This window comes from Streptomyces sp. NPDC005898 (assembly GCF_040629635.1).
Taxonomy (GTDB): domain Bacteria; phylum Actinomycetota; class Actinomycetes; order Streptomycetales; family Streptomycetaceae; genus Streptomyces.
This window is the reverse complement of sequence record NZ_JBEXWC010000031.1, coordinates 32,553-45,736: the sequence shown is the minus strand read 5'-3', so window position 1 is coordinate 45,736 and position 13,184 is coordinate 32,553. Positions and strand designations below refer to the sequence as shown.

11 protein-coding genes and 1 pseudogene are annotated in these 13,184 nt (G+C 71.9%); 6 read left to right on the top strand and 6 right to left on the bottom strand.

Going from position 1 to position 13,184, the window contains the following annotated elements; genetic code table 11:
• The first annotated feature begins 72 nt into the window (after positions 1–72).
• From ABZ385_RS29730 to ABZ385_RS29710, 5 genes are all read left to right on the top strand, one after another.
• Positions 73–840 carry an enoyl-CoA hydratase-related protein gene (locus ABZ385_RS29730; RefSeq protein ID WP_358582371.1) on the top strand — a complete coding sequence of 256 codons (768 nt, stop codon included), beginning with the start codon at positions 73–75 and terminating at the stop codon, positions 838–840.
• A gap of 289 nt (positions 841–1,129) precedes the next feature.
• Positions 1,130–1,633 carry an ATP-binding protein gene (locus tag ABZ385_RS29725; protein ID WP_358582369.1) on the top strand — a complete coding sequence of 168 codons (504 nt, stop codon included), beginning with the start codon at positions 1,130–1,132 and terminating at the stop codon, positions 1,631–1,633.
• A 906-nt stretch (positions 1,634–2,539) separates the two neighbouring features.
• A complete protein-coding gene (locus ABZ385_RS29720; protein WP_358913860.1) occupies positions 2,540–3,244 on the top strand; it encodes a polysaccharide deacetylase family protein in 705 nt (234 codons plus the stop codon).
• The gene (locus ABZ385_RS29715) at positions 3,244–4,431 is read left to right on the top strand and encodes a hypothetical protein (RefSeq protein WP_358582364.1); all 1,188 of its coding nucleotides are present in this window, start codon (positions 3,244–3,246) and stop codon (positions 4,429–4,431) included. The genes ABZ385_RS29720 and ABZ385_RS29715 overlap by 1 nt, the downstream gene beginning before the upstream one ends.
• A gap of 96 nt (positions 4,432–4,527) precedes the next feature.
• Positions 4,528–5,079, top strand: a complete 552-nt coding sequence (locus ABZ385_RS29710) for a glycoside hydrolase family 25 protein (protein ID WP_358582361.1) — start codon at positions 4,528–4,530, stop codon at positions 5,077–5,079.
• 26 nt (positions 5,080–5,105) lie between these two features.
• On the opposite strand, the gene ABZ385_RS29705 is transcribed toward ABZ385_RS29710, so the two are convergent.
• The 4 genes from ABZ385_RS29705 to ABZ385_RS29690 form a co-directional block, all read right to left on the bottom strand.
• Complete coding sequence (locus ABZ385_RS29705) at positions 5,106–5,765, bottom strand: NAD(P)-binding domain-containing protein (RefSeq protein WP_358913851.1); 660 nt, start codon at positions 5,763–5,765, stop codon at positions 5,106–5,108.
• Between the two features lie 188 nt (positions 5,766–5,953).
• The gene (locus ABZ385_RS29700; protein ID WP_358582359.1) at positions 5,954–6,166 is read right to left on the bottom strand and encodes an EF-hand domain-containing protein; all 213 of its coding nucleotides are present in this window, start codon (positions 6,164–6,166) and stop codon (positions 5,954–5,956) included.
• 64 nt (positions 6,167–6,230) lie between these two features.
• Positions 6,231–8,813: an AMP-binding protein gene (locus tag ABZ385_RS29695; protein WP_358913850.1), complete on the bottom strand. Its 2,583-nt coding sequence runs from the start codon at positions 8,811–8,813 to the stop codon at positions 6,231–6,233.
• Positions 8,813–10,315: an MFS transporter gene (locus tag ABZ385_RS29690; protein WP_358913849.1), complete on the bottom strand. Its 1,503-nt coding sequence runs from the start codon at positions 10,313–10,315 to the stop codon at positions 8,813–8,815. The genes ABZ385_RS29695 and ABZ385_RS29690 overlap by 1 nt, the downstream gene beginning before the upstream one ends.
• Positions 10,316–10,819: 504 nt before the next feature.
• Between ABZ385_RS29690 and ABZ385_RS29685 the strand changes: the two genes are divergently transcribed.
• Positions 10,820–11,851, top strand: a complete 1,032-nt coding sequence (locus ABZ385_RS29685) for a hypothetical protein (protein ID WP_358913848.1) — start codon at positions 10,820–10,822, stop codon at positions 11,849–11,851.
• Positions 11,852–11,928: 77 nt separating this feature from the next.
• On the opposite strand, the gene ABZ385_RS29680 is transcribed toward ABZ385_RS29685, so the two are convergent.
• The gene (locus tag ABZ385_RS29680; RefSeq protein ID WP_358913847.1) at positions 11,929–12,888 is read right to left on the bottom strand and encodes a hypothetical protein; all 960 of its coding nucleotides are present in this window, start codon (positions 12,886–12,888) and stop codon (positions 11,929–11,931) included.
• Between the two features lie 60 nt (positions 12,889–12,948).
• Positions 12,949–13,179: pseudogene (gene ilvN, locus ABZ385_RS29675) on the bottom strand (acetolactate synthase small subunit); the annotation flags it as partial.
• Between the last annotated feature and the right edge of the window lie 5 nt (positions 13,180–13,184).

Sequence of the window (13,184 nt, the reverse complement as noted above, 5' to 3'; positions counted from 1 at the left end):
GAGTGAGGGCCCGGCGCACTGTGACCAAGTGCACCGGGCCCCTCGGCGTTGACTGCCGCTAACGTGCCTGTCATGACTGCACACCTCGAAGTCGCCGAAGGCGTCGGCACGATCCGCCTCGACCGCCCCCCGATGAACGCCCTGGACATCGCCACCCAGGACCGCCTCAAGGAGCTGGCCGCCGAGGCCACGCGCCGCGACGACGTGCGCGCCGTGGTGATCTTCGGCGGGGAGAAGGTGTTCGCCGCCGGCGCGGACATCAAGGAGATGCAGGCCATGGACCACGCGGCGATGATCGCGCGCTCCGGGGCCCTCCAGGAGTCCTTCACCGCCGTGGCCCGCATCCCCAAGCCCGTCGTCGCCGCGGTCAACGGCTACGCGCTCGGCGGCGGTTGCGAGCTGGCGCTCTGCGCGGACTTCCGCATCGCCGCCGACAACGCCAAGCTCGGCCAGCCGGAGATCCTGCTCGGCCTCATCCCCGGCGCGGGCGGCACCCAGCGCCTGGCCCGCCTGGTCGGCCCGGCCAAGGCCAAGGACCTCATCTTCACCGGCCGCCAGGTCAAGGCCGCCGAGGCACTCGCCATCGGCCTGGTGGACCGCGTGGTGCCCGCCGCCGAGGTGTACGAGCAGGCCCACGCCTGGGCCGCGCGGCTCGCGCGCGGGCCGGCCATCGCGCTGCGCGCCGCCAAGGAGTCCATCGACGCGGGTCTCGAGGCGGACATCGACACGGGCCTGGCCATCGAACGCACGTGGTTCGCCGGTCTGTTCGCCACCGAGGACCGGGAGCGGGGCATGCGGAGCTTCGTCGAGGAAGGGCCGGGCAAGGCGAAGTTCCTCTGAGCGGTTTGGTTCGAACTACCTTTCTGTTACGCCCAGTTGGGTCTTTCCGGTCAGCTCGGGCCGTCCCCCTAAGGGGCGGTTCGCGGGCGCCCTGACGAAAAGTCCTCCCCCTGCCGCCCGGGCCGCGGGGGATCACTCAGGAGTGGCGGTCGCCGCAGGTCAGGGCCGCTCCTACGGCTTATTGCTGCCGTTGGCATATGCCTATTCCGCCCCCCGGAACGGTTGGTTCCGGGGGGCGCATTCCTTCGGAACGGCCCCGGCGGGCACGCCGGGCGGCCATGATGGGGGGATGGCGGGGCTGGAGGGTTACGAACGGCCGCGGCGGCAGCCGAGTGCGACCGCGGGACGCTGGTCGCCGGCGGTGGAGGACGAACACGCGCTGAAAGCGCTGGAGTTGTTCGGCAATCCGACGGACGCGGAAGTGCCGCTGCCCTCGCGCCCGGAGTCCGCCGCCATCGCGCGCCGCCTCGCCCAGGTCGTCGTCCTGCGCCATTGGCACCTCTCCGCGAAGCTCACCGAGGACGTCGTCCTGCTCGTCTCCGAACTCGTCGGGAACGCCGTGCGGCACACCGGGGCCCGCGTCTTCGGGCTGCGCATGCACCGGCGGCGCGGCTGGATCCGCGTCGAGGTCCGCGATCCCTCGCGCGGTCTGCCCTGCCTGATGCCGGTCCAGGAGACGGACCTGAGCGGCCGCGGCCTCTTCCTCGTCGACAAGCTCTCCGACCGGTGGGGCGTGGACCTGCTCCCGCGCGGCAAGACGACGTGGTTCGAGATGCGGGTCGCCGACCGCTGACGTCCGCCCCCGGACACACGAAAGCCCCCTGTGGGCCACGGTCGGGCACGGCGGGGGCTTTCGGGAAGCGGCGTGGACGAGGGGGTGTGACCACGGCCGCCGGACGACCTGAGCCCGGGTCAATGGGGGTCGCGTCCCCGACTATGGCAGACGGGGGCCGACGATCCAAAACCCCCTATCCGGGCATATGAGGGCAAGGGGTGACAGTTTAGAGGTGAATCCTTGGTGAGATGGGACACCTGCCTGGAAAACGGTGGACGAGCGGCGGCTGTGACTGGCGATAAGCAAGGCCTGCGGTGGCTCCGGAACGGGCGGTCTCCCGGCTGAGCGAGGGTGCGAAGCGGGTCAATCACCGCGAATCGCCCACCAGGCCCATTAAATGGTCGCGTGACAGCGCATGCGAGGGCCGCGGGCCTCCCGGACCAGGAACCGCCGAACGCGAGGGCCGACACGGGTGGCCCGCCGGCCCCAGCCGTGCCGCCCACCTCCGCCACACCGCCCGCCCTAGCCGGCCCGGTGGCCCCAGTCGCCCCGCCCGCGCCGCCCGCGTCGGCCGCCCCGCTGGGCTCAGCGGCGCCGCCTGCCCCAGTAGTCCCGCTCGCCTCGACCGCGCTGCCCACCGCAGCTGTCCCGCTGGCCTCGGCCGCGCTTTCCGTCCCGGCTGTTCCGCTTGGCTCGGCCGCGCCCTCTGCCCCCGTCATGCCGGTCGCCCTGCCCGGGCCGCCCATCCCGGCCGAGCCGCAGGGCTCGGCCGTGCCGCTCGATCTGTCCGCGTCGCCCGCCCCAGCTGCCCCGGGGCGCCCAGCTGTCCCGTGCGTCTCAGGCTCGCCCCAGTCGCCCCCGCCCGGGCGGCGTGGGGTGCTGTGGGGCGGGGTGTCGGTCGCTGCCGCGGGTGCCGGTGTCGCGCTGCTCGGTGGGTGTGGGAGTGGGCGCCCGAGGGTGCCCGCGCGGGAGCGTTCGTCCGTGGCCAAGGCGCCGCCGGCCGCCCCCGCGCCGCGTCGTTTTCCCGATCTGCCCGGGCAGATCGAGCACGGGCCCCGCAAGCGCCCGGAGGTCGCCCTCACCTTTCACGGGCAGGGCGACCCCGCCATCGCGAAGGCGCTGCTCGCCGAGGCGGAGCGGGCCGGCGCCAGGGTCACCGTGCTCGCCGTCGGGGGCTGGCTCGACGCCCACCCCGACCTCGCCCACCGCGTCCTCGACGGCGGCCACGATCTGGGCAACCACACCCTCCACCACCTCGACGTCAACGCCATGCCGGAAGCCGACGCCTACGCCGAGATCACCGGCTGCGCGGAGCGGCTGCGCCGCCTCACCGGCTCCATCGGCACCTGGTTCCGCCCCTCGCGGGCCCGCACGGCGACCCCCCTCGTCGAACGGCTCGCCCACCGCGCCGGCTACCCGCACGTCCTGTCCTACGACGTCGACTCCCTCGACTTCACCTCGCCGGGCGCCCCGGCCGTCACCCGCAAGATCGCCGCCGAGGTCCGCGCGGGATCCGTGGTGAGCCTGCACTTCGGGTACGCGGACACCGTCGCCGCGCTCCCCGCCGTCCTGCAAGAACTGGAACGCCGCGGCCTGCGCGCGGTGACGACCACGGAGCTGCTGACCTGATGTCCCGCATCGCACTGAACCTGACCACCCGCGCCGCCGCCGTTCTCGCCGCGGGCGCGGTGCTCGCCGCCCTCGCCGGCTGCGGCACCGACGAGCGGTCCGACGAGGCCCTCGGCACCAAGGGCGCCCGCGAGCCCGCCAGGCCGAAGGCGATCCGCGGCCTGCCCGGCATGCCGCCGGTCCTGGACCCCAAGGACGCCTACGCCGCCGACCGCCCGAACGCCCTGGCGCCCGTGGCCAGGAAGTTCCTGTCGCGCGTCTACGTCCCGAACACCGAGTCCGACACGGTGTCCGTCATCGACCCCGAGAAGTTCAAGGTCGTCGAGACCATCAAGGTCGGCGACCAGCCCCAGCACGTCGTCCCCTCCTGGGACATGAAGACGCTCTGGGTCAACAACGACCTCGGCGACAGCCTCACCGCCATCGATCCGGTGACCGGCAAGCCGGGCCGCACCGTCGAGGTCTCCGACCCCTACAACCTCTACTTCACGCCGAACGGCAAGCACGCCGTCGTGATGGCGTCCATGGACCGCGAGCTGGTCTTCCGCGACCCGAAGACCATGAACCGCGTCAAGACGGTCCCGGTCACCTGCGCGGGCGTCAACCACGCCGACTTCTCCATGGACGGGCGCTACTTCATCGTCTCCTGCGAGTTCTCCGGTGAGCTGCTCAAGGTCGACACGGAGAAGATGGAGGTCGTCGGCCAGCGGAAGATCCCCTTCAAGGGCGCCATGCCGCAGGACGTGAAGATGTCCCCGGACGGCAAGACCTTCTACGTCGCCGACATGATGGCGCACGGCATGTGGGTCCTCGACGGCGAGAAGTTCACGGAGCCGAAGCTGCTGCCGACCGGAAAGGGCTGCCACGGCCTCTACGTCAGCCGCGACTCCAAGGAGATGTACATCTCCAACCGAGGCGAGGGCACCATCTCCGTCTTCGACTTCCCGAAGAACCGGCTCACCAAGAAGTGGAAGCTCTCCCGGGGCGCCAGCCCCGACATGGGCGGTGTCTCCGCGGACGGCAACACCCTGTGGCTGTCCGGGCGCTACGACTCCGAGGTGTACGCCATCGACACCCGCACCGGGGTCGAGCTGGGCCGCATCCCGGTCGGCAGCGGCCCGCACGGCCTCGCCGTCTACCCGCAGCCGGGCCGCTACTCACTGGGTCACACCGGCATCTTCCGTTGACAGATGGACGGTTGACGGTTGACGCATGCCGACACCGGGCACAAAAGGGGCAGTTCGCAAACCCCCCCACCGTACCCTCGCCCACCGGAGGCCGTCATGCTGCGCGGCATCGATGTCAGCTCCCACCAGACCACGTTCGACACCGACGGCCTCTGCTTCGTCTTCGTCAAGGCGACGGAGGGGCGCTCGTACGTCAACCCGAGACTGGCCGAGCAGACGAAGCTGGCCCGCGACGGCGACTGCGTCGTCGGCTACTACCACTTCCTGTGGCCGGGGAACATCAAGGCCCAGGCCGAGTACTTCGTCGCCAGGGCCCCGGAGAAGAAGGGGGACCTCCTCGCGGTGGACTGGGAGTGGACGGGCGACCACACCCGCGCGACCAACGGCGAGAAGGACCGCTTCATCCGGGAGGTGAAGCGGCTCCGTCCCGACCACCGGGTGCTGCTCTACTGCAACCGCGACTTCTGGCTCAACCACGACACGACGTCGTATGCCGGCGACGGCCTGTGGATCGCCGACTACGTGAGCGCCGGGAAGCCGCGCATCAAGGCGCGGTGGACGTTCCACCAGTACACGTCGTCACCGGTGGACAAGAACGTCGCCCGCTTCGAGAGCGAGGACGCCCTGCGGGAGTGGGCCTCGCCCTAGGGCGCCGCGGCGTCCCGGCGGAAAGGTCAGGCGCGCCACTCGGCCGTGCGCTCGGGGGAGGCCGCCCGCAGGGCCTCGCGGATCGCCTCGACGCCGCCGGTGTTGCCGTACACGGGAGTCCCCGGCTGCTGGCGCCACGACTCGTCCTGGCCGCCGTTGTCGACGGTGTCGAAGCCGAGTTCGTCGAGCAGATCGCGTACGACCTTCTTGGCGACCTCGTCGTCACCGGACACCGGCAGGGCGACGCGGTCCGGGGCGCCCTGGGGCCGCGGCTTGTCGAGGATGTCCTGGGCGTAGGTGCCGTTGAACGCCTTGACGACGGAGTGGCCGATCTGCCGCTCGGTCCAGCGGCTCTCGGTCAGGCCCTCCTCGATCTCGGCGATCCTGCCGTCGCGCTGCTGCGGGTAGTAGTTGCCGGTGTCGATGACGACGACGTCCTTCGCCGCTGCGTCCAAGAAGCCCTTGGGCAGGTCAGGGACCGCCTTGAGGGGGATCGTCACCACGACGACCTGCGCGCCGCGCGCGGCCTCCTCCACCGGGACGGGCGTCGCCCCGGTCTCCTCGGCGAGGGCGGTCAGGGTGTGCGGGCCGCGGGAGTTCGCGACGGAGACCTCGTGGCCGAGAGCGGTCAGGCGGCGGGTGAGGTTGCCGCCGATGTTGCCCGCGCCGATGATGCCGATCTTCATGACTGCCCCTTTGGTGATGCGCTGCCGTATCGGTGGTCCACCGCGCGTCCGGTGGGCCAATGCGTATACGGAGGTAACCTCCGGAAGCGCGGGGGTATTCCGGCGGGGCCGCCGGAATGCGGGCGCAGGCACCCCCGGACACGGCGAGGGGCCCGGCGCACGAACGCGCCGGGCCCCTCCAGCCGCGACTACTTGTTCAGGCTCGCCCAGAACTCGTCAAAGGACAGCCGCTTGTCCGCGTCCACGTCCTTCGCGCCGATGACGGCCTCGGCCACCGTCTCGGTCATGTAGAAGTCGCCCATCTTGGCCATGGCGCTCTTCCACTCGGCCGCCGTGATGAAGCCGTCGCCGTCCGCGTCGAACTGGTCGAACGTCCTGCGCGCTTCCTCGATGTCCGCCACCGGATCCACCCCTTCTCAATGCACTACTGACGGGGGTCAGGGTAACGGCCGCCCCTGGTCCGGCTCACAACGAGTGCTGTGCCCGGGCGACCAGCCAGTCGCGGACCAGCTCGTCGTTGGGCGATTCGAGCAGCGCGAAGTGGTCGACGGGCAGCCGGTCCACGGCGGCGTCCGGCAGGATGTCCCGCCACTGGCCCAGCGCCCGCCCGCCGGTCCACGGCTCGTCGCCGCCGGCCGCCACGGCGGTCGGGCCGCGGCGGGCGTAGTCGATCTCGCCGCCCGTGTCGCCCTGGAGGATGCGCACGGGCAGCCCGCCCGGCTCACCGAGGACCAGGCCGTCCAGCACCCGCGCGTTCGACTCGTACACCGCCCAGGCGTCCTCGATCTCCCGCTGCCCCGCGTCCCGCGCCAGGGTCCCCGCGTCCTTGGCCGCCGCGGTGACCGCCGCCAGGTCGAACCCGCCGGACGCGTCGACGAACCGCTCCGCGGGCACCGGGATCGACCAGCCGACCCGCACGAAGATGTCGAAGGCGTCCCGCACGCTCACCCGGTGCGCGCCCGGGTCCGGCGGGTCGATGAGCAGGGCCCGCACCGGGTCGCCGAGCCGGTCGCGCAGCCGGCGGGCGACCTCGTAGCCGAACACGCCGCCCAGCGAGAACCCGGACACGCAGACGGTGCCGTACCCGTCGACGCCGCTCGCCAGCAGCACCTCGGCCAGCCCGTCGGCGAGGGCCGCCATGCCCTTGCCGGACAGTTCCGGCGGGGTCTCCATGGCCCACACGGTGTCCTCGGGAGGCAGCAGCCTCGACAGCGACGCGTAGCGCGTGACGGCGCCGGACAGCGGCGGCAGGAAGACCCACAGCCTGTCCTCGCCCGCCGGACGCATCCGCACCAGCGTGGTGCCGGTGGTGTGGTGCGCGGTCGGGATCCCCTCGCGGCGATCGGTCAGCAGGCGCACCAGCGCGTCGAAGGACGGCGTCCGGTACAGCTCGGCGGCGCGCACCTGCACGCCGAGCCGGTCGCGCACCTGGGTGATCAGCTCGATCGCCCTGACCGAGTCGCCGCCCACCGCGAAGAAGCTCGCCGACTCGTCCTCGGGCGGGCTGCCGAGGACCTGCCGCCACGCGAGCCGCAGCTGCGCGGCGACATCCGCCGGGTCGGCGCCCTCCTCGGCCTCCTGGGCCGTCAGGCTCCGAGCGCGCTCCAGGAGCGCGGCCTGATCGACCTTGCCGCGCGACGTCAGCGGGAACTCGTCCACCACGCTCACCCGCGCGGGCACCATGTAGTCGGGCAGGGCGTCGGCCAGCCGCCGCGCGATCACCGCCGCCGGATCCGTCCCCGGCGCGCGGCCCGCGTCCAGCCGGACGAACGCGGCGAGCAGCCGGCCGCCGGCCCCTTCGTACGGCACGACCACCGCGTCGAGGACGAAGTCGATGGCCAGCAGGCGCGAGACGATCTCGCCGAGTTCGACCCGGAAGCCGCCGTTGACCTTGACCTGCGCGTCGAAACGGCCGTGCAGGTCGTAGCCGCCGTCGGGCCGCGCCGTCGCCACGTCACCGGTGCGGTAGGACCACTCCCCGTCGAGCAGGTGGAACGCCGAGGAGGACGCCGCCCGCCCCAGATAGCCGCGGCCGACCGCGACACCCTGGATGACGAGGCCGGCCGAGGTGCCGTCCTCGCCCAGCGGTTCGAGGCGGAACCGGACACCCTCGATCGGCGCGCCGATCGCGATGGCGTCGCCGGGCAGCAGGTCCCGGTAGCAGACGACGACGGCCGTCTCGGTGGGACCGTAGCCGTTCACCACGCGGGTGCCGCCCGGCGCGACGACCGCCCAGGACGCCACCGCGCGCCGCGTCGGCGCCTCGCCGCCGGCCATCACCAGGCGCAGCTCCGGCGCGGTGTGGCCGGCCGACCCGGCCAGCTCGGCGCCGAACCGGTTGAACACGCCCGTCGGCAGGCTCAGCACGGTGATGCCGAGGCGGCGGCAGTGGTGCAGGAACTCCTCGGCGCCGCCGTACACGAACGTCTCGTCGCGGAAGACGAGTTCACAGCCGACGGCCAGGGACGTGCAGATCTGCTCCAGCGCGAGGTCGAACGCGATGGAGGAGAAGAACAGCCGGGTGTCGGCCGAGGTCAGGCCGTACCAGTCGATGGTGCGCCGGACGTGGTTGTCCAGCGCGGCCTGCTCGACGACGACGCCCTTGGGCACTCCCGTCGACCCCGAGGTGTAGGCGACGTACGCGGCGGGCGAGGTGCGCCGGACCAGCCGTTCGTCCAGCGGCGGGCCGGGCCGGGGGCCGCGCGCCGGGCCCGCCCCGGTGATCAGCGCGGCCGGCCGGCAGTCGTCGATGATCAACTGCTTGCGGGCCTCGGGCAGATCGGGCTCCAGCAGGGTGAAGGCCGCACCCACGCGGCTGACCGCGGCCATCGCCACGACCGTGTCGAAGCCGACCGGCAGGTCGATGACCACCACGCTCTCCGGTCCTGCCCCCAGGTCGCGCAGCCGCTCGGCCAGGGTGTCCGCGGCCGCCGCGAGGTCGCGGTAGCTCAGCCGGTGATCGCCGCGGGACAGCGCGGTCCGCTCGGGACGGTCGATCGCGTGCGCGGCGATCGCGGCGTACAGCGTGGCGCCGGTTTCCGAAGTCATCAGGCGTTCACCTTTCGCGAACTGGAAGTGGGGGAGGGGGCCTTGGCGGTGGCGGGCAGCAGCACCAGGACGGTGATCGCGGCGGCCGAGGCCACCACCGCGCCGACGATCCAGGCGATGAGCAGGCCGGAGCCGACTCCGTCGGTGAACCACGCCGTGGCCCCTCCGGCGCCACGGGCGATCAGGGCGTGGCCCTCGGTCACGGACGCCGCCGCGCCCCCCGGAAGACCGGGCACCGAGTCGACCCGCGCCCGGTAGCCGGCGGTGAACACCAGGCCCATCACGGCGACGCCACCGGCCCCGCAGATCTGCTGGAACATGGCGTTCACGGACGATCCGACGCCCGCGTCGGAGGGCCGCAGGCCGCTGACGATCAGCGTGAGCGCGGGCCCGACGGACAGCCCCATGCCGAGCCCGCAGCACAGCAGCCCCGCCGCGAGCAGCGGATAGCGCAGATCGAGGGCGGCCAGGGCGCAGCAGGCGCAGCCGAGGGCGCCGAGGCCGAGCCCGATCGCCACGGCGGCCTTGGCCCCGACCCGCGCGACGACCGCGACGCAGGACAGGGAGGCGACGGTCAGCCCGATCGCCAGCGGCAGCAGCCCGGCGCCGGCGAGCAAGGGGCTCCAGCCCAGGCCGTACTGGGTGAACTGGCCGGCCAGGAACACCGTGCCGAACAGGGCGAAGAACAGTCCGGACATGGCCACGACGGCGCCGGTGAACGTCCGCTCCCGGAAGTAACCGAGGTCGAACAACGGCCGGTCGGTGCGCCGTTCGTGGACGGTGTAGCCGACCAGGGTCAGCAGACCGGCGGCGCCGAGTCCGAGCCGCAGCAGGCCGGGAAGCCGGTCGTCGGCGGCGAAGATGATCGCCGAGGCGAACACCGCGACCCCGGCCAGCAGCAGCAGCGCCCCGACGGGGCTCGGGCGCCTCCCGGTGGGCACCGGCTCCCTGCGCCGGATGAGCGTGGCCGTGCCGGCGAGGGCAATCGCGCCGACCGGCACATTGATCAGGAAGATCGATCCGTACCAGAACCGGGTCAGCAGCAGCCCGCCGAGCACCGGGCCGATGGCCACCCCGAGCCCCACGACGGCCGGCCACAGCGCGAGGACGCGCCGCCGCTCGCCGTCGGTCAACTCCGCGGCGAACAGACCGAAGATGCTCGGCACGATGAACGCGGCGCCGACGCCCATGCCCGCGCGGGAGAGCACCAGCGCGAGCACCGAGGGCGCGAACGCGCCCAGCAGCGAGGCGGCGGTGAAGACGGTGAGGCCCACCGCGTAGGAGCGGCGGGCCCCCATGCGGTCGACGGCGCTGCCCGCGACGATGAGCGACGACGCGAAGACCAGCATGTAGGCGTCGATGGCGAGTTGGACGTCCGGCGTGCCCGCCCCCAGCGAGGCCGAGATGCGCGGCACCGCGGTGTTGATGATGGAATTGTCCGCGGAAACCATGAAGAGGCTCAGGTAGGCGGTGGCCACGACACCGAACGTGCGGGATGTCATTTTTGGCCGATTTTCTGCCGGCGACATGTGGTTCTCGATCTTCTCTCATGCCCGCGGCGAGGCGTCGGCAGGCATTCGGGTGGCATCCACGCGGAGTGGATATGCCGGGCGGCTGAATCGAGAAGTGTCGGCGTTCCGCGTCCCGGCAAGGGGAAAGTGTGGGGTGGCTTTCCGGGTGATGACCTTGTGAGCCCCCGACGCGCAAGCTATTTTCAGCTCGCCTGTTTCAGACGCTAGCAGTCGGCCGCGAGGAAGATCAATCCCGGGTGGCTGGGATCACACGGTGTCCACTCCCGTGCGCGGCAAGTGGATCCGGCTGGTTCCCCGGGTCCGTGTCCGGGGCGTACGGCGTTCACCGCCCTCGGGTGAACAGGCCGAAAACAGTGGGCACTCACAGGTTTCGACGCAGGTTTTGACTCTGCCTCAAATTCATGGACAACGGTGAAAGCGCGGGGGTTAACTTCCCGGCCGAGGCGTGGAATTCACTTTTTCCAAGGAGCGTAAATGACTGTCGAGGCCGCCATCGGGACCAGTTGGACCATCACCCCGGAGTTCGTGTTCACGGACGCGGAGCGCGAGGCCTTGGAGTCCGCGCTCGCCGGTGTCACGGCGAACCCCTATCGCCTTTACGAGGCCCACCGCTTCCAGGTGGGTCAGCTCATATCCACCGACGCCGTCCCGGCCCGCTTCCGTGCCTACGTCGACTCGCTGGCGACCCGCGACCGCGCCACCGAGCCCGTGGTCGTCCTGAAGAACGTGCCCCACGACCGCGACGTACCCGTATTCGACTTCGACCAGCCGGTGCGCTCCAAGTACGAGCTGAAGAAGACGTTCGTCGCCGAGGGGTTCCTCGCGCTGTTCGCCCAGCTGGCGAACACCCCGGCCATCGGCTACGTCAACGTCAACGACGGCGACGTCTTCCAGGACATCTACCCGCAGCGCCGGCTGCAGAGCAGCCAGTCGCAGAAGGCGCTCAACCAGATCCACTTCCACAAGGACCTGGCCAACCACTTCGTGCGCCCGGACCAGGTGTACATGGTCGGCATGCGCAGCACCCCGGTGAACGAGGTCTACACGTCGTTCGTCCGCAACATCGACGTCATCGCCTCCTTCACCGAGGAGGAGCTGGCGCTGCTGCGCTCCGCCGAGTTCTACACGCCCTTCGACGACCTGAGCACCATGGGCGGCGGCCGGGTCGAGCTCGGCGAGGCGGACATGCACCCGATCATCGGCGGGCGCGGCCCGGAGGACCTCCGGTTCTTCGAGAACCGCACGGTGGGGGTCACCGACGCCGCCAAGACCATCGTGCCGAAGGTCGCCGAGACCCTGCACAAGCTCAAGCAGCGGGTGTTCATCGAGCCCGGCGACTTCGTGATCACGTACAACAACCACACGATCCACGCCAAGGAGGTCGTCGAGGTCGGTGACCCGGAGGCGCTGCAGACGCGCTGGATCATCAAGACGGTGAACGTGGACGACATGGCCCCCCACCAGGAGCACCTGGTCCCCGGCACCGACCACCTGATCAACGGCTGACCGGCCCCCGGCGCCCGGCCGACGCCCCCGGCAAGGGGGGCGTCGGCCGGTGGTCGCGGCGGCGGCCGTCGCGGCCGTCAGAACAGCTGCGGGAGCATGCTCGTCTCCGCCGTGACGTGCGCGGTGAGGAGCGCCGAACCGACCGGCGTCAGGACGTGCTTGACCGCCTTGCCGATGCGGTGCGTGGCCACCAGGCCCCCGTTGCGCAGCGCGGACACGTGCACCGAGGCGGTGCCCGCGCTGACGCCGAGCCGGTCCGCCAGTTCCGTGGTCCCGCAGCCGGCGCCGATGTTCAGCAGCGCCGCCGCGCGGCCGCGGCCGAGCAGCGCGCCGAGCCGGGTGGGGGCGACGGCCTCGTCGTCCCAGATCCGGCGATGGCCGGACGCGGGGTAGGTGATCACCGACCCTCCCGCGCCCGTCAGGAGCACGCGCGTGCGCTGGAACACCGAGGGCACCAGGATCAGTTCGCGTTCGCCGCCCGCGGGCTCGCCGCGGACCTCGCGCACGGTGACCCCGGGCAGGCTGTCGACGACCTGGCGGACGCCGTACGCGGCGAGGTCGTGCGCGCGCAGCGCGACATCCGACTCCAGGGCGGTCCTGATCCGGGGCCAGTCCTCGGCGAGACACTCCTGGAAGAACTCGCGCACCGGCCCCTCCATCGGCCCGAGAGCCGCGAAGTCGGTCTCCTGACGGGCGGCCCCGCCCCGCTCCCGCAGCGCCAGCCGGCCCGCCGCGAGCCGCATGTGGCGCTGGACCGCGGAGGGGGTGAAGGCGTGCCGCTTGCCGAACTTCGGGCCGCGCGGGCGGCGGCCGAGCGCGGCCGGGTACTGGCCGCACAGGAGTTCGGCCGCCGCGAGGACCTCCAGGAGCGGCGAGACGGAGAAGCGGCATCGGGACAGCTCGCGCGCCGAGATGCCGAGGGTGATCCGGTCACCGCGCTCGCCGCGGTCCCGCGGCGGGCGAGCGGGCGTCGAGCGGGTCGGTGCTTGTGCTGCGGTCCGCTGACTGATCAGCGGAGGCTGAGCGGCGATGGACATCCGGTGTGGTCTCCCCCCGACCTTCACGGCTTGGTGCTCCCGGCGCTGTCACCGGGGCTGTTCTTGTATGGAGATGACGTTGACGAGCTTGTGGAGCTGCTGGACGACCTGCTCCAGCGGGCGCTCCTCCACCACGTCGACGACGATCGTCATGTGCGAGGTGGTCGGTTCGTCGGTCGGTCCCACCGACAGGGAGTCGATGTTGAAGCCGCGGCGCGAGAAGAGCCCGGCGATCCGGGTCAGGGCACCGGCCTTGTTCTCGACGCGGACGGAGAGTGTGTGCTTCGACATGGCGT

Bases quoted from the DNA above. Each gene is read 5' to 3' on its own strand.
- ABZ385_RS29695 (WP_358913850.1), bottom strand. From the start codon at position 8,813: ATGACTTCGGAAACCGGCGCCACGCTGTACGCCGCGATCGCCGCGCAC.
- ABZ385_RS29725 (WP_358582369.1), top strand. From the start codon at position 1,130: ATGGCGGGGCTGGAGGGTTACGAACGGCCGCGGCGGCAGCCGAGTGCG.
- ABZ385_RS29680 (WP_358913847.1), bottom strand. From the start codon at position 12,888: ATGTCCATCGCCGCTCAGCCTCCGCTGATCAGTCAGCGGACCGCAGCA.
- ABZ385_RS29730 (WP_358582371.1), top strand. From the start codon at position 73: ATGACTGCACACCTCGAAGTCGCCGAAGGCGTCGGCACGATCCGCCTC.
- ABZ385_RS29690 (WP_358913849.1), bottom strand. From the start codon at position 10,315: ATGACATCCCGCACGTTCGGTGTCGTGGCCACCGCCTACCTGAGCCTC.
- ABZ385_RS29715 (WP_358582364.1), top strand. From the start codon at position 3,244: ATGTCCCGCATCGCACTGAACCTGACCACCCGCGCCGCCGCCGTTCTC.
- ABZ385_RS29710 (WP_358582361.1), top strand. From the start codon at position 4,528: ATGCTGCGCGGCATCGATGTCAGCTCCCACCAGACCACGTTCGACACC.
- ABZ385_RS29685 (WP_358913848.1), top strand. From the start codon at position 10,820: ATGACTGTCGAGGCCGCCATCGGGACCAGTTGGACCATCACCCCGGAG.
- ABZ385_RS29705 (WP_358913851.1), bottom strand. From the start codon at position 5,765: ATGAAGATCGGCATCATCGGCGCGGGCAACATCGGCGGCAACCTCACC.